At 54.3% G+C, this 18954-nt stretch carries 20 protein-coding genes; 10 read left to right on the top strand and 10 right to left on the bottom strand.

The genetic code is table 11. The features are described from left to right. Positions 1-182: 182 nt before the first annotated feature. Positions 183-2441 (bottom strand): heavy metal translocating P-type ATPase, encoded by a 2259-nt coding sequence (locus tag VB712_RS17640; protein WP_323257123.1) that lies wholly within the window; start codon positions 2439-2441, stop codon positions 183-185. A 225-nt stretch (positions 2442-2666) separates the two neighbouring features. Here VB712_RS17640 and VB712_RS17635 point away from each other — a divergent pair, with 225 nt between their 5' ends. From VB712_RS17635 to VB712_RS17625, 3 genes are all read left to right on the top strand, one after another. Next, positions 2667-2996, top strand: a complete 330-nt coding sequence (locus VB712_RS17635) for a DUF433 domain-containing protein (protein ID WP_323257121.1) — start codon at positions 2667-2669, stop codon at positions 2994-2996. After that, positions 2993-3343: a DUF5615 family PIN-like protein gene (locus VB712_RS17630; protein ID WP_323257119.1), complete on the top strand. Its 351-nt coding sequence runs from the start codon at positions 2993-2995 to the stop codon at positions 3341-3343. The genes VB712_RS17635 and VB712_RS17630 overlap by 4 nt, the downstream gene beginning before the upstream one ends. 61 nt (positions 3344-3404) lie before the next feature. Then, positions 3405-3734 carry a hypothetical protein gene (locus VB712_RS17625; RefSeq protein ID WP_323257117.1) on the top strand — a complete coding sequence of 110 codons (330 nt, stop codon included), beginning with the start codon at positions 3405-3407 and terminating at the stop codon, positions 3732-3734. 357 nt (positions 3735-4091) lie between these two features. On the opposite strand, the gene VB712_RS17620 is transcribed toward VB712_RS17625, so the two are convergent. After that, positions 4092-4265, bottom strand: coding sequence for a hypothetical protein (locus tag VB712_RS17620; RefSeq protein ID WP_323257115.1), 174 nt, complete (start codon positions 4263-4265; stop codon positions 4092-4094). 347 nt (positions 4266-4612) lie between these two features. On the opposite strand from VB712_RS17620, the gene VB712_RS17615 reads away from it, so the two are divergent. From VB712_RS17615 to VB712_RS17595, 5 genes are all read left to right on the top strand, one after another. Next, complete coding sequence (locus VB712_RS17615) at positions 4613-6028, top strand: DUF3370 domain-containing protein (protein WP_323257113.1); 1416 nt, start codon at positions 4613-4615, stop codon at positions 6026-6028. Positions 6029-6089: 61 nt separating this feature from the next. Next, positions 6090-7235: a glycosyltransferase gene (locus tag VB712_RS17610; RefSeq protein ID WP_323257111.1), complete on the top strand. Its 1146-nt coding sequence runs from the start codon at positions 6090-6092 to the stop codon at positions 7233-7235. Positions 7236-7299: 64 nt separating this feature from the next. After that, complete coding sequence (gene gatA, locus VB712_RS17605; RefSeq protein ID WP_323257109.1) at positions 7300-8760, top strand: Asp-tRNA(Asn)/Glu-tRNA(Gln) amidotransferase subunit GatA; 1461 nt, start codon at positions 7300-7302, stop codon at positions 8758-8760. Between the two features lie 142 nt (positions 8761-8902). Beyond that, the gene (locus tag VB712_RS17600) at positions 8903-9223 is read left to right on the top strand and encodes a hypothetical protein (protein ID WP_323257107.1); all 321 of its coding nucleotides are present in this window, start codon (positions 8903-8905) and stop codon (positions 9221-9223) included. Then, positions 9220-10860 (top strand): NAD+ synthase, encoded by a 1641-nt coding sequence (locus tag VB712_RS17595; RefSeq protein WP_323257105.1) that lies wholly within the window; start codon positions 9220-9222, stop codon positions 10858-10860. Before VB712_RS17600 ends, VB712_RS17595 begins: the two co-directional genes overlap by 4 nt. A 32-nt stretch (positions 10861-10892) precedes the next feature. Here the strand turns inward: VB712_RS17595 and VB712_RS17590 are convergent, their stop codons facing one another. The 3 genes from VB712_RS17590 to VB712_RS17580 are packed head-to-tail and all read right to left on the bottom strand — an operon-like array spanning position 10893 to position 11633. Further along, positions 10893-11021 carry a hypothetical protein gene (locus tag VB712_RS17590; RefSeq protein ID WP_323257103.1) on the bottom strand — a complete coding sequence of 43 codons (129 nt, stop codon included), beginning with the start codon at positions 11019-11021 and terminating at the stop codon, positions 10893-10895. Between the two features lie 11 nt (positions 11022-11032). After that, positions 11033-11326: a DUF3593 domain-containing protein gene (locus VB712_RS17585; protein WP_323257101.1), complete on the bottom strand. Its 294-nt coding sequence runs from the start codon at positions 11324-11326 to the stop codon at positions 11033-11035. A 4-nt stretch (positions 11327-11330) separates the two neighbouring features. Then, positions 11331-11633 carry a DUF2499 domain-containing protein gene (locus VB712_RS17580; RefSeq protein WP_416236390.1) on the bottom strand — a complete coding sequence of 101 codons (303 nt, stop codon included), beginning with the start codon at positions 11631-11633 and terminating at the stop codon, positions 11331-11333. A 187-nt stretch (positions 11634-11820) separates the two neighbouring features. On the opposite strand from VB712_RS17580, the gene VB712_RS17575 reads away from it, so the two are divergent. Beyond that, a complete protein-coding gene (locus VB712_RS17575; RefSeq protein ID WP_323257097.1) occupies positions 11821-12405 on the top strand; it encodes a phycobiliprotein lyase in 585 nt (194 codons plus the stop codon). Positions 12406-12465: 60 nt separating this feature from the next. Here the strand turns inward: VB712_RS17575 and VB712_RS17570 are convergent, their stop codons facing one another. From VB712_RS17570 to pyk, 4 genes are all read right to left on the bottom strand, one after another. Next, positions 12466-12759 carry a hypothetical protein gene (locus tag VB712_RS17570; RefSeq protein WP_323257095.1) on the bottom strand — a complete coding sequence of 98 codons (294 nt, stop codon included), beginning with the start codon at positions 12757-12759 and terminating at the stop codon, positions 12466-12468. A gap of 127 nt (positions 12760-12886) precedes the next feature. After that, a complete protein-coding gene (locus VB712_RS17565; protein ID WP_323257093.1) occupies positions 12887-13528 on the bottom strand; it encodes a hypothetical protein in 642 nt (213 codons plus the stop codon). Beyond that, positions 13479-14558 carry a glycosyl transferase gene (locus VB712_RS17560; protein ID WP_323257091.1) on the bottom strand — a complete coding sequence of 360 codons (1080 nt, stop codon included), beginning with the start codon at positions 14556-14558 and terminating at the stop codon, positions 13479-13481. The genes VB712_RS17565 and VB712_RS17560 overlap by 50 nt, the downstream gene beginning before the upstream one ends. Positions 14559-14593: 35 nt before the next feature. Then, complete coding sequence (pyk, locus tag VB712_RS17555; RefSeq protein WP_323257089.1) at positions 14594-16006, bottom strand: pyruvate kinase; 1413 nt, start codon at positions 16004-16006, stop codon at positions 14594-14596. A gap of 208 nt (positions 16007-16214) precedes the next feature. On the opposite strand from pyk, the gene glpK reads away from it, so the two are divergent. After that, a complete protein-coding gene (glpK, locus tag VB712_RS17550; RefSeq protein ID WP_323257087.1) occupies positions 16215-17729 on the top strand; it encodes a glycerol kinase GlpK in 1515 nt (504 codons plus the stop codon). A 163-nt stretch (positions 17730-17892) separates the two neighbouring features. On the opposite strand, the gene cobS is transcribed toward glpK, so the two are convergent. Further along, a complete protein-coding gene (gene cobS, locus VB712_RS17545) occupies positions 17893-18687 on the bottom strand; it encodes an adenosylcobinamide-GDP ribazoletransferase (RefSeq protein WP_323257085.1) in 795 nt (264 codons plus the stop codon). Between the last annotated feature and the right edge of the window lie 267 nt (positions 18688-18954).

The following is an 18954-nucleotide window of genomic DNA, read 5'->3' as shown; positions in this document are numbered from 1 at the left end:
ACGTTGATGGGGGCGAAAACACGAGGGCGGGAAACCGTTCTTGGGGGAAGGAGTGAGGTGTGAGGAGTGAGGAGTGAGAAGATTGTAGGGGCAAAAAATTTTTTGCCCTTTTTCGTCCGCCCCAGAAGTGAGGAAAAACGCTCAACCTCCCTCTTTTCTCTCGCCTCTATCCTCTCTTCTCCCTAAATCCGGTGTTGGAAATTCTTCAGACGCAAAGCATTACTGACAACAGAGATGGAACTGAGGGCCATGGCGGCTCCGGCGATGATGGGGTTGAGGAGCCAGCCCGTGAAGGGGTAGAGGATGCCAGCGGCGATGGGGATGCTGAGGGTGTTGTAGATGAAGGCAAAAAAGAGGTTGCTGCGGATGTTGGCGAGGGTGGCGCGGCTCAGTTGGATGGCGGTGATGATGCCGGTGAGGTCGCCGGAGATGAGGGTGATATCGGAGGCGGCCATGGCCACATCGGTTCCCGTCCCAATGGCCATGCCCACATCGGCTTGAGCTAGAGCGGGTGCATCGTTGATCCCATCCCCCACCATGGCCACACAGCCCCCTTCTTTTTGGAGTTCGCGGATGATTTCGGCTTTTTGACCGGGGCGCACTTGGGCGATGGTGCGGGTAATGCCCGCTTGGGTGGCGATCGCCGCTGCGGTTTCCTGGTTATCTCCGGTGAGTAAGATCACCTGTAAGCCCATCTGCTGCAACCGTTGCACCACCTCACGGGAGGAGGGTTTAAGGGCATCACTAATCGCCATCAGACCGACAATTTTTGAACCTTGGGCAATCCAAACGACGGTTTTGGCCTCCTGTTCCCAACGGTGCGCCCATTGAGTGAGGGGTTGATCCTGAATCATTGCGGCATCTGGATCTAACCCTAAATCCAAAAACCAGCGGCGCGTTCCCAAGCGCAACGTTGTTCCGGCAATTTCTCCCTGTACCCCACAACCGGCGATCGCCTCAAACTCCTTCACCGTTGGTAAATTTTTAATCCCTTGGCTTTTGCCATAAGCCACCACCGCCAAACCAAGGGGATGCTCGGATGGGGCTTCGAGGGCGGCGATCTGGCTTAAAAGGGTTAATTCCTGTTCAATTCCGGCGGTGGTGATGTAGTTTGTAACTGTCGGTTTACCCGTCGTTAACGTGCCGGTTTTATCCAAAACAACAGTACGGATGCGATGGGCTAATTCTAAACTTTCCCCTCCTTTAATTAAAATCCCTAATTCTGCCCCCTTCCCCGTCCCCACCATTACAGAGGTAGGCGTGGCTAACCCCAAGGCACAGGGGCAGGCAATCACCAATACGCCTACGGTGGGAACCAAGGCAAGGGCAAATTCTCCAGTACTGATCCACCAAATCCCGAAGGTGAGGAGGGCGATCGCCAACACCACCGGCACAAACCACCCCGTCACCCGGTCAGCCAATTGTTGAATGGGTGCTTTAGAGCCTTGGGCCTCTTGGACGAGTTGGACAATTTGCGCCAAAACTGTAGCCGATCCCACCCATTGGGCGGTGAATTCAAAGCTGCCGGTTTGGTTCAAGGTTGCGCCAATCACTTCATCCCCTACGTTTTTCTCCACGGGGCGACTTTCCCCCGTCACCATCGCCTCATCCACCGTTGAGCGACCCGCGACAATCATCCCATCAACGGGAATTTTTTCCCCAGGACGAACGAGGAGGCGATCGCCCACCTGGACGGCAGTAATCGGAATATCCACCGGCTCCCCATCGCGGATCACCCGCGCCGTTTTTGCTTGCAGGCCGATCAATTGGCGAATGGCGGCGGAGGTTTTGCCCTGAGCGCGATGCTCTAAAAATTTGCCTAATAACACCAGCGTCACCACCATCGCCGCCACTTCATAATAAACATCGGGGGCTAAATTTTGACTGCGAAACCATTGGGGGAAAAATGTCGGGAAGAGGGAATAAACATAGGCGGTTCCTGTTCCTAAAGCCACCAATGTATTCATATCCGCCCGACGATGGCGGGCTGCCTGCCAAGCGCCGATAAAAAAGGATTGCCCCACCCACACCATAATCGGTGTGGTTAACAGCAGTTGCAGATAGGGATGATGGAGCCACATCGGCCAGCCGGGGAGATGAAGGCCGGTCATCATCGGCAAGCCGCCGATCATCAGGATGCTGCTGGCGATGATGCCCAAAGTTAGCTTGGCCCGCAATTGTTGCCCCTGGGTCGTTTCAGGGTCATCATTGGGGAGACTGAAGGGATCGACGAAGGGGGTAGAACTGTAGCCTGCTTGGGCGATCGCCCCTTGAATTTTTTCCAGGGGGGCAATTTGGGGGTCATGATCGAGGGTGGCGATCGCCGCCCCAAAGTTAACGCGACATTCTTCTACGCCTTCAATCCGGCTCACGATCCGTTCAATGGCTTGGGCGCAGGAGGCGCAACTCATGCCCTGAAGTTGGAGGGTTTGCTGAGTCATGGTCAAGGCTGATATCGGGATACCTTCAGGGTAAACCCTCCAGCCTAGGGGAGGGTCAAGGGTTCCCGAACTACCCTGGGGGCAATTGTGAGAAGGTGAGGGGGCGATTGTTAATCTTTACCTAATAAGTGTTCATCAGCTCTTGACGCTACAATGTTTATACTGTTAGCCGGGGATCACCCTGGAAATTTAAACCCATAACAGCTTAGTGAAAGCGAAAAGATTATGCCAGTTTTAGTCCCTAAATCTTACATAGCGTATCAAAACAATGCCTATTGGGTAGAAGGAACCCGTATTTCCCTTGACTCCATTGTCTATGCTTTTCAAAAAGGGATGTCACCGGAAAGTATTGTTCAGTCTTTTCCCTTGCTGACCCTTGAACAGGTTTATGGAGCGATCGCTTTCTATCTTGCTGATCGTGCTGAGATCGATGCCTATTTAGCAGCCGAAGAAACCGCTTTCGATGCTATGCCCCAACCGTTACAAACGACTGCTCCTGCTTTGTATGACAAGCTCATGGCAGCTAAGGCCGCAAGGCAGCAGGTAGGGTCGTGACCGTCTTGTATCAAGCCGATGCTGATTTAAACCAGGCGATTGTCACCGGGGTTTTACGACGAGAACCAACAATTGACTTTCAATCTGCCTTTGTTGCTGAATTAGAGGGGGTTAAAGATTCAGAAGTATTGGCGATCGCTGCACAGCAAGGACGTATTTTGGTCAGCCATGATCGCAGAACGATGCCATCCGAGTTTGCTGAATTTATCACCAATCATCAAAGCTCAGGATTGATCATTGTCTCCAGGAAATTATCGATTGAATTAGTTATCGAAGAATTACTGTTGATTTGGGCAGTCTCTGACGTAGAAGAGTGGATTGATCGGATTGCCAAGCTGCCCCTTTGAGACAGAATAATATGAAATTCGCTGAATGGGCTAGGATAGGGATCAATTCAGCCCCCCTGCCATGAGTGATCTAATTAAAGTCCATTGTGAAATTCCCCTGCTGTGGAAAAGCAAGCTAGAGCGCTTGGCGGCGGAGCGGAAAATTGCCCCGACGGATTTAATGCGCGAGGCGATCGCCACTTATCTAGGCGAAGCCATTGGCCCCCACACTGCCCGCCTCGATAGCCTAGAAGCGGAAGTCGCCGCCCTCCGCAATGCGGTGCAATCCCTCACCCGCCCCATCCCTACTCCCCCTCAATTGCCCATGCCTTTTTCCCTCCATTCACCCTTGACGGATGATGAGGATGAACCCGATGAGGTGCTTTATGATTTTCTCGAAGGCGAGCATTAGGATCCCCCCTGCCCCCCTTAAAAAGGGGGGTTTTGAGATTTAACCCCCTTTTTAAGGGGGTCGGCGCAGCCGGGGGGATCGTGGGCTTCTGGCAAAAGTTTTTGGCCCCTATTTTGCCCCTATAAAAAAAGGAGGGCGATCGCCCTCCTTCAGAATCATTCTGGTTTTGCTTGAGCCTTTGGCTCCAAAGCTTATGCTGTTTTTTCACCTGTCTTTGTCGAGCCGAGCCGCCTTTGCCCTTATCGTTGCGGCCTTGGCGGCGGGGGGATTCCCAGCGTTTGAGTCGCATGGCGCACCGTAAAGCACTACATTTTGTAGTATAGCACGGTCGGACTCAAGGAAGGCAATCCTGCGGGATTAATCTCGGTGGCAGCCTACCTCTTGGCGCAGTTTCAGGGTTTGTAATTGCTGGATCAAAACTTCGACTTCTGCCTGTAAATGCAGGTATTTAAGCTGCTGATCAGGGTTGTAGGCACTGACGCTGGGGTTGACGCGATCGCTCGATAGCTGAGGTAAAGAGGCAGTAGGCATCATGGGTTATTGCTAGTTATATATACTTACTCACACCAATAGGGCATTGTAGCCTGAATGGTGTCACGATTTGTAACGAATGTGGCATTTTAACAATTGGCTTGCTTTTTAACAGAACAAAAGAACTCATTTGGTTAATTAAAAATGCTCTTACCACTAAAATTGCACTTGCGCCCAATAACGATGCTATCTTCAGCGGAGATTCAATGAGGGAGGCAGATCGCGCCGGAACTCTCCCGAATCTACCATCAGAGTGCAGATAGAGTATGGATATCAATGTTAAAGTTGTCTCTTAACTTAACCACCTCCATTCATTGACGCTCTTTTAGAGGAGAATCAACGACTCAATGCTGCCTTTTCTGTATCCCGTCCTCCTGGCCCAAACCCCTGCCGCCTTCGTTGCTCCAGAATCCGCGCCCCAACGATATCAGATTGAACAGCATGAAATCCGCCCCTTGCCTGGGCAACTGGATAGCATTCCCGTTTTCAACAGCAATAGCCCTGAAGTCGTCGCCACCGAAGGCATTTTGCTCTCCACCTTCCCCCCCCAAGGCACCGCCATTCCCCAGGCCCACCTCAACCAAGCCTTAGAAGGTCGGTTTGATTTTTTTGCCCACCACATTTCTCGCCCGGCCGGTGAACCCCGCACCCTCTACCAAGGGGTGATGGTCTACAATGCCGGCGCTCGTCCCGTCACGCTCAAAGTCAGACAGGCCGTCAGCTACCTCAACTCCCATGATGCCCCCTTTGTGGAGCTGCCCCCCCGTCTCGAAGATCCCTATGGTCAAATTTTTTCCGGCCCCGGCTCTCGCCTCGCTGGGGACATCATCCGGGGTGTGAATCAGCCCTATTTCCCCTCGCAAATTGTCATTCAACCGCGAGAACTGCGGATGCTGACGGTGATGCCCATCCCCATTAGCAGCGCCCGCTCGACGATGATGCGCCTTGAAAGTACTGGCCCCGTTTATATCTCCAACCTCGCCCTCTACGAAGTAGCGGAGCAAAGCACCGCCATCGACCTCAATACCGATGACCCCAACCCCGTCACCCGCACCACCTACCGCACTCCGACGATGGGAGAATGGCGCAATGTTGCCATTAATGGCCGGCTGGTGAGTCCTCGGGATTTGGCCCCCTATGCATCTCCCAGCCGCTATGTTTATGGCCGAGTTGCAGGCATTTCCGTCGGCTCAGAATGGCAAGCCACCCTCACAGATACCCCCAAAGCAGAAACCCTCACGATTCCAGAGCGGGGACAATCCTTCTCCTATCCCCTCAGCACCACTGACACCGGCACTCACGGCACAGAACAGATTCAAAGTGCGCCGATGCTGGTGCGCTATGGGGATACAGCGCGGCGGGCCCATGGCAACTATGCCGTCCATTACAACCTGACGCTGCCCCTCCACAACACCAGCAGTGAGTCCCAAACGGTAACGGTGACGATTCAAACCCCTTTGAAGCAAAATTTAGAGGATCGGTTGGTGTTTTTGAATCCGCCGGAGGATCGGATTTTCTTCCGGGGTTCGGTGCGGTTCCGCTATCGTGATGATTTCAATCGGGATCAGGAACGATATTTTCATTTAGTACAACGGCGGGGACAACGGGCAGAACCCTTGGTTGAATTACGTCTCCGACCGGGGGAACGGCGAGATGTACAGGTGGATTTCCTTTATCCCCCCGATGCGACACCGCCTCAAGTGTTGACCATAAACACTCCGCCACCCCGCACGATTTTGACATTGCCTCCGGCCAACCCCTAAGGGGCTAGGATAGGAAAAATTTTGGCGGAACGCTGAACCCGTTGGGGCGTGGGGAAGAGCTATGGGGGTGATCCATCTTTGGGTTCCAAATATTTTCGAGTTTAAGGGAGGCATTCAAACCTATTCAGGGTTTTTGCTGCGGGGGATTCAGGATCTACGGCCGGATTTGCAGTTGGAGGTGTTTCTCAAACATGACTGCCGCACGGTGGGGCAGGATCTCATTCAGCCCCGGACGCGGTTTCATTTTGGGGGTCATTGGCCCCTCAGGGTGCGGACTTGGGGTTATGTGGTGCAGTTGCTCTATGGGGTGTGGCGATCGCCCCCGGATTTAATCATTGCCACCCATACCAACTTTGCCCCCCTCGCGGCCCTGATTAAGCGGTGGTGGGGGATTCCCTATTGGGCGGTGGCCCATGGCATTGAGGTGTGGGGGGTGACGGATCGGCGGTTGATTGCCAGTTTTGCCCAGGCCGATCGCCTCTTGGCGGTGAGCCACTATAGCCGCGATCGCCTCCTGGCGGAACAACCTACCATTGATCCGGCCCGCGTCACGGTGTTACCCAATACCTTCGATGCCAATCTCTTTTACCCTGCCCCCAAACCTCCGCCCCTCCTCCACCGCTACGGCCTCACCCCTCAACAGCCGGTGATCCTCACCGTGGCCCGTCTGGATCAGAGCCAAGCCTATAAGGGTTATGACCAAATTTTGCGGGCTTTGCCCCAGGTGCGGCAGCGGTTGCCCGATGTTCATTACCTGCTGGTGGGTAAGGGGAACGATCGCCCCCGCATTGAGCAGTTAATTACTGATCTGGATCTTCAGGGGTCGGTGACGTTGGCGGGATTTGTGCCGGATGCGGAATTAGCGGCCCATTATCAACTTTGTGATCTGTTTGCGATGCCGAGCCGGGGGGAAGGGTTTGGCATTGTGTATTTAGAGGCGATCGCCACCGGCAAGCCCACCCTTGGGGGGAATCAAGATGGGGCCATTGATGCCCTGCGGGGGGGAGAATTGGGGGTATTGGTGGATCCTGACGATGTGGGGGCGATCGCCCAAACCCTCACCGCCATCCTCACCCAAACCCATCCCCATCCCCGTTTATACAATCCCGCCGCCTTGCGGGCCGGCGTAATCCAAGCCTACGGTTACAGCGCCTTCAAGCAAAATTTAGCCGCCCAATTGGCCGCCCCTTGGGGCCGTGGGGAGTAGTCTGGTTGCTTCAGAAACGAGTACACTGTACTTTAGATTTCGTTCTCCTTCGCGCCCGACCCGCATGACATCCATTCGTGAGCTACATAAACAACTGGTTCGTAAAGAGCGCTCTGCGGTTGAAATTGCCCAAGAAACCCTAGAGCGGATTAACACCCTTGAGCCAAAACTTCACAGTTTCCTCCACATCATGGCCGATGAAGCCTTGGCCCAAGCCCAACAAGTGGATGCTCAGATCGCGGCGGGGGAAACCATTAGCCCGTTGGCGGGTGTACCCATTGCGATTAAAGATAATCTCTGTACTACCGGCATTCCCACCACGGGCGGCTCACGCATTTTAGAAAACTTTGTCCCCCCCTATGAATCCACCGTTACCCAAAAGCTGAAAGATGCCGGGGCGGTAATCGTGGGCAAAACCAACTTAGATGAATTTGCCATGGGGAGTTCCACGGAAAACTCCGGCTATGGCCGCACCTGTAACCCCTGGGATTTAGACCGTGTGCCGGGGGGATCCTCCGGCGGGTCAGCGGCGGCGGTGGCGGCCCGGCAATGCGCCGTGGCCCTGGGGTCGGATACGGGGGGATCGATTCGGCAACCGGCAGCGCTCTGTGGCGTGGTGGGGATGAAGCCCACCTATGGCTTAGTCTCCCGCTATGGCCTGATGGCCTATGCCTCTTCTTTGGATCAAATTGGCCCCTTTGGGCGATCGGTGGAGGATGCGGCAATTTTGTTGGGGGCGATCGCCGGCCATGATCCCAAGGATTCCACCAGCTTAAACGTGCAAATTCCCGACTATGCCAAGTTATTGCGCCCCAATTTTCGCCCGAAATCCCGCCTCCGCATTGGCATTATCAAAGAAACCTTTGGCAGTGGTTTAGAAACCGTTGTCGAAGATGCCGTGAAAAAGGCATTGGAACTCTTGCAAGAATTGGGGGCCGAAATTCAGGTCATTTCCTGCCCGCGCTTTGGCTACGGCTTACCCGCCTATTACATCATCGCCCCCTCGGAAGCCTCGGCAAACCTGGCCCGCTACGATGCGGTGAAATACGGGATCCGGGCTGAAGATGCGGATAATTTGATTGAGATGTATAAAACCACCCGCGCCCAAGGCTTTGGTACAGAGGTGAAGCGGCGGATTATGTTGGGAACCTATGCCCTTTCCGCTGGCTATTACGATGCCTATTATCTCAAAGCCCAAAAAGTACGGACGTTGATCAAACAGGACTTTGATGCGGCCTTTGAAAAGGTAGATATTTTGGTTTGTCCCACCTCTCCCACGACGGCCTTTAAAGCCGGAGAAAAAACCGATGATCCTTTAGCGATGTATCTTTCGGATTTAATGACAATTCCGGTGAATTTAGCAGGCTTACCAGGCATTAGTATCCCCTGCGGTTTTGATAGCCAAGGTTTGCCCATTGGGATGCAGTTAATCAGTAAAGTGTTGCGGGAAGATTTGCTCTTTCAAGTGGCCCATGCCTACGAGCAATCTACCGAATGGCATTTACAAACCCCCCCCTTGGTTTAAACCCTCAAATTTCCAATCATGTAGCGTTGGTTGCGAGCGGTGTGGGGGCGTTGGCGTAAGCCTGCCGAAGGCACAAAAATTTTTCGCCCCTACATGACCGGCTGTGTTAGATTGGGCGCAGTTTCTGGGAACATCAGCAGTTATGGCAATTCTGTATCAAGATCAATATTTGCTTTGTGACAGTGATGCTTTGACTATTGAGCACTATTATTTTCCCGTCGGGAGCAAGCGGATTCCCTACGACAAAATTCGCCGTGTCACCCTCGAAACAATGGATTTTTGGAATGGGGGCGGGCGGTTATGGGGGATGGGGTTGAGTCCCCATTGGTTTCATCTTGATCTCCAGCGTTGGCAAAAAAACCAATGTTTGATCATCGAAGAGGTGGATAATTGGGTGCAGTCGGTGATTACCCCTGATGATCCCCAACAAGTTTTAACCCTTCTCCAAAGCCAGAACCGATGAAAGTGGCGATCGCCCAACTTAACCCCACCATTGGCGACCTCAAAGGCAACGCGGCCCAAATTTTGGCCGCTGCGGAAGGGGCGATCGCCCAAGGTGCAAACCTGCTCCTCACGCCGGAACTCTCCCTCTGTGGTTATCCCCCCCGCGATCTCCTCCTCCAACCGAGTTTTATCACTGCGATGGCGGATCAACTGGTGGAACTCGCCCAGGCTTTACCGCCGGCCTTAACAACCCTCGTCGGTATTGCCCAAACCAACGCCCAGGCACAGGAATCGGGACAAAAACCGCTGTTTAATGCCATGGCCCTGCTCCACGGTGGCGAGGTGCAGCAATTTTTCCCGAAGCGGTTGCTGCCCACCTATGATGTTTTCGATGAAGATCGCTATTTTGAGCCGGGAGATCAGCCTAACGAATTTACCCTAGAGGGCATCCGGTTTGGGGTGACGATCTGCGAGGATCTGTGGAATGATGACCAGTTTTGGGGCAAACGGCAATATAGTATTAACCCCATTGCTGATCTCGCTAATCTTGGCGTAAATGTGATCCTCAATCTTTCTGCTTCTCCCTACCGGGTGGGGATTCAAGCCCTTCGTGAGGCGATGTTGATCCATGCTTCCCAGCGGTTTAATGTGCCGATTTTTTATGTGAATCAGGTGGGGGGGAATGATGACCTGATTTTTGATGGCCAAAGTGTGGCGGTGCATGGGGCGGTGTGCCACCGGAGCGCGGCTTTTAGGACGGATCTGGCGGTGGTGGATCTGACGGCAAAGCCGGTGCAGTTGCCCCCTTTAGCCGATGAGCCGATGGCAGAAATTTGGCAGGCGTTGGTGTTGGGGGTGCGGGACTATGCTCGGAAATGTGGGTTTAAGTCGGTGGTGTTGGGGTTGAGTGGGGGGATTGATTCGGCGTTGGTGGCGGCGATCGCCGCTGAAGCTTTAGGCCCTGATCACGTTTTAGGGGTGTTGATGCCTTCTCCCTACAGTTCTGATCATTCGATTACCGATGCCGAGGCCTTGGTGAATCATTTGGGGATTCAAAGGAGGCTGATCCCGATTGAGCCGGCCATGAAGGCGTTTGATCAACTCCTTGATCCCCTGTTTAGGGGTACAGAATTTGGGATTGCGGAGGAAAATTTGCAATCGCGAATTCGGGGCAATGTGTTGATGGCGATCGCCAATAAGTTTGGCCATTTACTCCTATCCACGGGGAATAAATCGGAAATGGCCGTGGGCTATTGCACGCTTTACGGTGATATGAATGGCGGTTTAGCGGTGATTGCTGATGTGCCGAAAACCCAAGTTTTTGCCCTCTGTCGTTGGCTCAATCGGGAGCGGGAGATCATCCCCCCGAATGTGATCACCAAACCCCCCAGTGCTGAGTTAAAACCGGGGCAATTGGATCAAGATTCTTTGCCGCCCTACGAAGTTCTAGATGATATTTTGGCGCGATATTTAGAGGAAAGGCAGGGAATGGGGACGATCCTCGCCGCCGGCCATGACCGGGCCACCGTTGAGCGGGTGGTGCGCCTCGTTTCCCGCGCCGAATTCAAACGTCGCCAAGCCCCACCGGGTTTAAAAATCACCGATCGCGCCTTTGGCACAGGCTGGCGGATGCCCATCGCCTGCCGAATGGGTTGATCTCGTCTTCCTCGTGACTTGGCTCTGCCAAGTCACGCAATCCCGGAGGCTCTGCCTCCACGGTAGGGGCGTTGGCGTAAGCCTGCCGGAGGCACAAAATTTTCCGCCCCCACACAGCAAGGCGGCAGAGCCGCCTGATGCCCGTGCCACGGCGGAGCCATGGCACGAGGGTTTATTCATTCTGGGATTTGGCCGCCTGAACTGCTTGGTAAAAACCCAAAACAACGCAGATATTCGAGATCGTCAGAAATAACTCTGCGCTGCCGTGGAGCCAATCAATATTGGCCAAGGTTTCCCCATAGGCAACCTTGGCATAGATCCCCGCTGGGATTGTAATCGCCACAAACACCAGCAGTAGATAAAAGCCAATCACTGCCAAACGGGGGAAACGGCGCGATCGCGTCATAAACCAGAGAAACCCCAAATAGGGCAGCAACGATAAAGCAAACAGAGTTTGTTGAGCCATGAGGTTAACTTTCTTTCAGGGTTCCACGATAGATCCACCAAGCCGCCGCGCAGAGGGTGCAGTTACCCAGAACGGTTGTGGCCGCTTGAACCGTAACGAGCCAATCAAGGGCAGGAGGATTGTCAAAAAAATGCCAAGTACAGGCACAGAGCGCACTCACGAAAGCCGGTAACATCCCCCAAGCCAGGGGCCACCAACGGCGATCGCCCGTCACCTCCCCCAATTGCCACACCAACCCGATGGCCACCACCCACTCGATGACGCTGGAAATATGCACCATCCAGGTGGGAATTGAAAGGGCGTGCATAATCGGGAAGCCTCCAAGATCGGTGATCCGGTTCATTTTAGCCGATTGGCGATCAAGAGAAGAGAGGATAGAAAAGGACATGAAGTTTCCCACTTCCCACTTCCCACTCCCCACTTCCCACTCCCCACTCCCCAATGCCCCCAAAAACGGGATAATAGGAATCGTTGACATTTCGGAGCGGTGATTTATGGATGCTATGGAATTTTTTCAACGCAGCGCGGGGATGTGGCGATCGCAACGCACCACCCACCATCTCCCCTTCCGGCGGTCAGAAAACGGCGGCTCCGTGATCACCGTCGAAACCCTCGGCGCTGATGATCCCCGCATTATTGAAATTTGCAAAATGCACAACGAAGACCCCGCCCAAAGTGTGGGCGGCTCATTTGTAACCTGGGATGGGGCGATGGCTTGGGATAAGGAAGGGGAAGACCACAAGGGCGAAACGGTTTTCGCCTTGATTCCCGATGCCGATAATCCCCGCAATGGCAAGCTATTGCGGGAACGGGGGTATGCGGAAATTGTCCCGGTAGCGGGTCGGTTTGAAATGGATGCCGATGATGCGTTGAACCTGATCACGGAATACGAAACGATGAGCGTGATTGAGCGGTTTTGGTTCGCCAACCCTAACCTACGCCTCCGCACCAGTGCCGTGAAACGGTTTGGGGGATTTAATACGGCGACATTCTGCGCTGAAGCCCGGATCAGTGAGCCAAGTCCTGCCCCCATTGCCGATAAAGTCAGTAACCTTCTCCCTGCTTTGACGGGTTGGTAGGGGCGGGCCGCCGGTTGTTCATGCCTTGGCAGAGCCAAGGCACAAGGGAAGGGTAATTGCTCAATCCACCTCATCCGGTTCTGGCTCTTCTTCTGCCTCCACCTCAGCCACAGCCTCCTGTTCAGACTCCTCTAGCGCCAACTCCTCCGGTGGTGGCTCCTCCTCTTCCTGCCAGGGGGAATCGTAGCGATTCCAGGGCAGAATCGGCTTGTTGGGGAGGCTTTTACTTAACACGGTAATGTTTTCAGGATCCGGCTCCGGGAGATCAAGGTCGGCTCGATCAGCTTGAGCCACCCCCTCCTCAGGGGGGGGAGTTGGGGGTGGGGCGGAGTTTTGGGGAATTGTATCTGTCATAGTTCTCCTGGCCAACAAGCAATAATCAGCGGGGGATGAGGCAAAAAAGAGTATTCAATGATACCGGATATCGGGCCGCCATGGTATGAGTCTATCGCAAATGTGGGTAGCCCCCGGAGCGATCGCCCTAAAAGGGCAAATGCTCCGGCAACACCGGCACAAACACCCCCGCTACGACATGACACATAATCAAAAAGGCGATCGCCCAAGTCACGTAGGCCGCATAGCTTAAGGTTTGGGACACATCATCAATGCGTTGCTGATTCGCCTGATAGGTATGCACCAAATTCACCATCATCCGCAGTTGATATTCCTCCGGCGTTAACGTTAAATACCGTTCGAGAAATTTGTTATCACTGAGGTTGGGGCTGATGGCAATTTGACGGGGCAAAAAGGCATTAATCAGCAGCGTGAAATTGACCAAAAACCCGATAATTTCCGCCAAACCAAACCAACTGGGAATAAACATTAAGCGGGAAATGGTTAAACTCGTGAGTAACGCCCCATTGACCACAAAGAGAATATTTAATTTCGTGGTCAGGATCTGCCCCTGATCCCGCTGTTGGGCCAACACCGATCGCACGTCTTGGGCGGCGAGGGTAATGGTATTCCCCAGCCGTGTTTTTTTCGGTTTCCCCTCCGCAGGAACTTCTCCGGTGCTGACGGGGAGATCGACAACGGGAGGATTGAGGGGGATGTTGGGGGTTTCGAGGAGTATGTTAGGGGCAGAGTTGGCGGAGGACAGCGTTGGCGATAGTTTCAGTTCCATTGCAGGGAAGCGGGTGTGAGGATTGGGGTGGGGCAAGGGGTTGCGCCAAAATCTCCCAGTCTCCCGCAAAAAAAGCATCCGGGCTGAGAATTTGGTGATCGCTATAGGCTTGCAGGCCCTTCAACAATAAAGGCGTTTCCGCAAAACCAGCCCGTTCCAGGGAGATGATCGGCACACCTAAACGAATGGCTTCAGAGAAGGTACTAAAGCCGGGCTTAGACAGGACGCGATCGCACAAGGGCATGAGATCCACCGGACGATAGCGGCGGTCGGTAATCCGCAACAGGTTGGGAAAATCTGGCGCGTGACGATCAAAGGTGATGAACTGCCAATGGGGAAAGTCCTTAACTTTATTATAGGGAATTTCTTGCAGACCCAATCCCCCAAACGTGAGTAAAATCGTCTGCTCGGCCTCTGCCATCAGGGGGAAATTGGCCCGTAATTCCTCTGGATCATAGCGGGGTTGATCCCCCGTTAGACCCACATCGATGATTTCGGGAAAGGCCGCCATCGGTTCATGAAAGGGGAGGCGAAAGAGGCGATCGCACTGGCCAAAGCAATCCCCAATCCAATCGGCAAATTCAATAAATGCGCCCCCCCAATCCCGATAGATAAAATCCCAGCCAAAATTCCCCATCATCCACCCTGGAATTCCGGCGGCGCGGGCAATAGGAGCCGCCAAGGGCGGAATATCCCCCAAAACGAGGTCTACCTGATTGGTTTGTAAATATTCCACCTCTTTGGCGATAATTTGGGGGGCGCGATCGCGAATCTGCCCCAACTGCGCCAAGGTTGCCGCCTTATCCATCGTCAAACTATCCGGCTGCACCACCCCCACATCATAGGCCCGGGGCCGCAGGATAAAATCCCCCGGCAAATAGCTTTCAATTAACCAACGGGGGGCGGTGGTGGTGAGGATCAACAGCACATCAGGACAAAGGCGTTGAATCGCCGCCGCCACCGTTGCCATCCGGCTCGCATGGCCGAAACCGTGGTTGGTGATCGGGATGTAGAGGGTGGGTCGGGACATGGGCAAAAGGGATGAAGGCCATCCCCCATTATCTCCTAACCATGGAGGGTGTGAATTTTGAGGAAATTCGTCCCTTGGGTCATTTGGACAGGGCTACCGCCCAGGATCAGCACCTGATCCCCCGGTTCCGCCAGATCATATTTTTTGAGCACCACCTCAACCTTTTCCGCTAACACTTCCACCGAATCCACCGGCCCCTCAATTAAAATCGGCGTGACCCCCCAAATCAGGTTTAAGCGGTGGTAGACCTTCCGCTCTGTGGTGAGGGCTAAAATCGGCGCATGGGTGCGTTCGGCGGCCACCAGTTTGGCGGTGTAGCCGGTGGAGGTGAAGGCGACAATCCAGCGGAGATTGAGGATTTTATCAATGGTATTGAGGGCCTCACTGAGGGCATGGGTGGCGGTGTGTTCAGCGGGGGGGAAGTTGACAAAATCGATCAACGGTTCCACTTCCTTGGCAATGCGGGCTAGCATTTGCACCGCTTGGACGGGATAGCGGCCCACGGCGGATTCTCCCGAAAGCATGACGGCATCGGTGCCATCGATGATCGCGTTGGCCACATCGCTGGCTTCGGCGCGGGTGGGTTGGGAGTTGTGGATCATGCTTTCCAGCATTTGGGTGGCGGTGATCACGGGGATGCCTTTTTGGTTACAGGCATGGATGATCTGCTTTTGGAGCATCGGCACTTTTTCCGGGTTCATTTCCACACCGAGATCCCCCCGGGCTACCATAATCCCATCGCAAAGGTTGACCAATTCCTCCAGGTGGGCGATCGCCTGGGGCCGTTCAATTTTGGCGAGAACGGGGACATCCGCCGCCCCATGATCGATCAAAAATTGTTTCAACACCTGAACATCTTCCGCTTGGCGCACAAAACTGAGGGCGACGAGATCCACACCCTGCTCCAGGCCAAACAGCAGATCTTCACAGTCCTTATCGGTCATGGAGGGCATATTCAGGGCCAAATCCGGGAAGTTCACCCCCTTACGGTTTTTGAGAATGCCCCCCCGCATCACTTCGGCATAGACAATTTCCCCATCAATGGCGGTGACGCGGAATTCTAACTGGCCATCATCGAGGAGGACGCGAGTGCCGGCGATCGCCTCCCCCGCCAATCCCGGATAATCAATGGGAATTGTCACCCCATCCTGACGATAGCCTAGGCTAATCCCCTGGCCCACATCTAAATCCAATTCGCCGCCGGGCAAAGCCTCGACCCGAATTTTCGGCCCCTGTAAATCCTGTAACAACGCTAAGGGGTGATCTAATTCTGCCGCCACCTGGCGCAGGGTTTGAATCGTGGCGGCATGATCGGCATAGCTGCCATGGGAAAAGTTAAGGCGAGCCACCCCCATGCCCGCTTGAATCAGTTGGCGGATCACCTCCGGGGAGCGACTGGCCGGGCCAATGGTGGCAACGATTTTAGTGCGATGGGGAAGCAAGTGCATAAAAGTTTGAGACAGATAAAAGGGTGAAAATTGGGAAAATCCCGCTTTTACTCTAAAGCAGACTTCCCTGAAGCGGTTGTTGTCTGCCACACCTTTCCCGATTTGAAAACTTTTTCAACAAAATTCCCCCAATCCTTCAGGATAGGGAGGCGATTTGGTACATTTGTCGGACTACCCCTAGGGGTTTTGCTGTGAATTACCAAAAACTATGACCCCAGAATACGTACTGGCCATTGATTTAGGCACAACGGGCAATCGCGCCATCCTATTCAATGCCGAGGGTGATATTGCTGGCCAAGCCTATAAAGAATTGCCCCAACATTATCCCGAACCCGGTTGGCTCGAACATGATGCCGAAGAAATTTGGCGCGATACGCAAATTTTAATCAAGCGGGTGTTGGCGGATCACCACCTGGCCGCCGGTCAGATTGCCGCCATTGGCCTGACGGTGCAGCGGGAAACCTGTCTGCTCTGGGATCAAACCACCGGCAAACCCCTGCACCGGGCGATCGTCTGGCAAGACCGCCGTACAACGGCGATGTGTCACCAGTTGGAGGGGGCGGGCCATCGAGGTTTGATTGAAGAGCGCACGGGCCTCGTGTTGGATGCCTATTTTTCCGCCACCAAGTTGGCTTGGCTGAAGCATTGGGTAGAAACCCATTGCCCGGAGGTTCATCCGGATCACATCCTGGCGGGAACCCTCGACAGTTGGATTCTCTGGAACCTGACGGGGCGGAAAGTCCACGCCACGGATCACAGCAATGCCAGCCGCACGATGTTGATGAATTTGGCCCAAGGGGAATGGGATCAGGATTTGTTGCAACTGTTTGGCATTCCGCTCCAGTGGATGCCCCAGATTCAGCCCAGTTTGGGGGAGTTTGGGGTGACGGAGCCTTCCCTGTTGGGGGGGGCTGTGCCGATTACGGCTATTTTTGGGGATCAACAGGCGGCGCTGTTTGCCCATGGGTGCAATACGCCGGGTCTGTTGAAATGTACCTACGGCACGGGCTGCTTTTTGGTGGCGCAAATGGGATTAACGTTGGTGCGATCGCACCAGCAACTCCTCTCCACCATTGCCTGGACAACGCCCCAAGAAAATTACTATGCCCTAGAAGGGGCGATGTTCACCACCGGGGCCTGTATTCAATGGCTCCGGGATGGGTTGCAGTTGATTCAATCCGCCCAAGAGACTGATGCCCTGGCCCGCTCTGTCCCCAATACCGATGGCGTGTTTTTTGTCCCGGCTTTGAGTGGTTTGGGTGCGCCCCATTGGGATATGAATGCGCGGGCTTCGTTCCAGGGGATTACCGGCGGGGTACAGCCGGCCCATATGGTGCGGGCGGTGTTGGAGGCGATCGCCTACCAAGTGAAAGAAGTGGTGGAGGCGATGAACCAAGATGCCCAGGCCGCCAGCGGCACAGTCACCGCCATTGAACTCCTGAAAGTGGATGGGGGTGCATCCCAAAATGATTGGTTGATGCAGTTCCAAGCGGATGTCTTGGGGATTCCCGTCGAGCGGCCGGTGATTCTCGATGCCACCGCCCAGGGGGCCGCCTTTGGGGCGGGGTTAGCCCAAGGCTTTTGGCAGAGCTATGCAGATCTCATTGCCCATCGCCGCGTTGACCGCACCTTTGAACCGGGGGCGGGTCAACCAGAAGCCCAAGGCAATTTCAGCCAATGGCAAAAGGCCGTCAGCCGTGCCAAGGATTGGATTGAGGCCTAAGATGCCATCCGCTTGCTCAGAGCGTGTCAAGCAGTTGGTGATGTCGGGGCGAAACCTTTTTGTGCCTCCGGCAGGCTTACGCCAACGCCCTTGGGCAGATCAACTCGAGGATCGATTGAGGATCACCATCGGGGCTTCGCCCTGGGGATCACCCGATTCCGGCTCAAGGGCCGGTAAGGGTAAAGGCAAAGAGGGCGATCGCCTCTGTCCATTCCACAATCGCGCCATAACTATCCCCCGTATGCCCCCCCAATTGCCGCGCCAACCATGCCCCGATCCCCAAGGCGAGGAGGGCGGCGCAACAATGGGCAATCAAAATTAACAGATATTTTTCTTTATCCAGAGATATCTGCAATGCCATTAAGGCCAGTAAAAAAATCAGGCCAAACAGCAAATCTTGAGGCACTTTTAACGTTTCTTTATGAATCGCCCCTTTGCCGGTGGCATGGAGATAGGGATAGCGGGCGATCGCCACCCCCTGACCCCAGCGACCCCAACCCATCACCACCGGCAACAGCCAAAGGCCATGGTTCAAACTCGCCAAAGCGGAGACTTTGAGGGCAAAAAGGGCGATCGCCCCCATCACCCCAAAGGCCCCCGTCGCACTATCCCGCATCACCCCTAACCGCCGCTCCGGTTCCAACACCGCCAAACCATCGGCGGTGTCCATCGCCCCATCAAAATGCAATCCCCCCGTCCACCACAGCCCCAACAAAACCATCCCCACCGCCAGGGGCAAAGGCGGCATCCCCAACCCCCGCAACCCCATACCCACCAAGGCCAACGCCCCCCCCAAAATAATTCCAATCAAGGGGGCCCAGCGGGCCATGCGGTCAAAATTGAGGGGCCAATGGTGGGGTAACGGCAAAATTGTATAAAACACCGTAGCTCCCCCCAAGGAACACAGTAACGAATAAACAAAGGAGATCCGAGAATTTACGGAAGTTTGATCAGACATAGGTTAGAGCGATAGGGGATGATCCTAAAAAACGCAGACAATTTAAAAACTTGGGTTAAGATGAATTCAAGGGTTTCAAGTCTAGCCCAAGTCGGGATAGTGCTTCACTTATCCCCCCTTGATCACTCCATATCCCAGTCTTTCTCAAGCCCAGCGTTAGTGAATTGATCGGGGTAAATTGGCCTAGGCAAGGTTAGCAGTTTGTTAACCGCTGCTGCATTTTGATCGTTTAGCTTTTCCTTTACTCGCATCCGTCCGCATCAACGG

The sequence above is a fragment of the Spirulina sp. CCNP1310 genome (assembly GCF_034932185.1).
Taxonomy (GTDB): domain Bacteria; phylum Cyanobacteriota; class Cyanobacteriia; order Cyanobacteriales; family Spirulinaceae; genus Spirulina.
The sequence above is the reverse complement of the archived record's forward strand: the minus strand, read 5'-3'. Positions and strand labels throughout refer to the sequence as shown.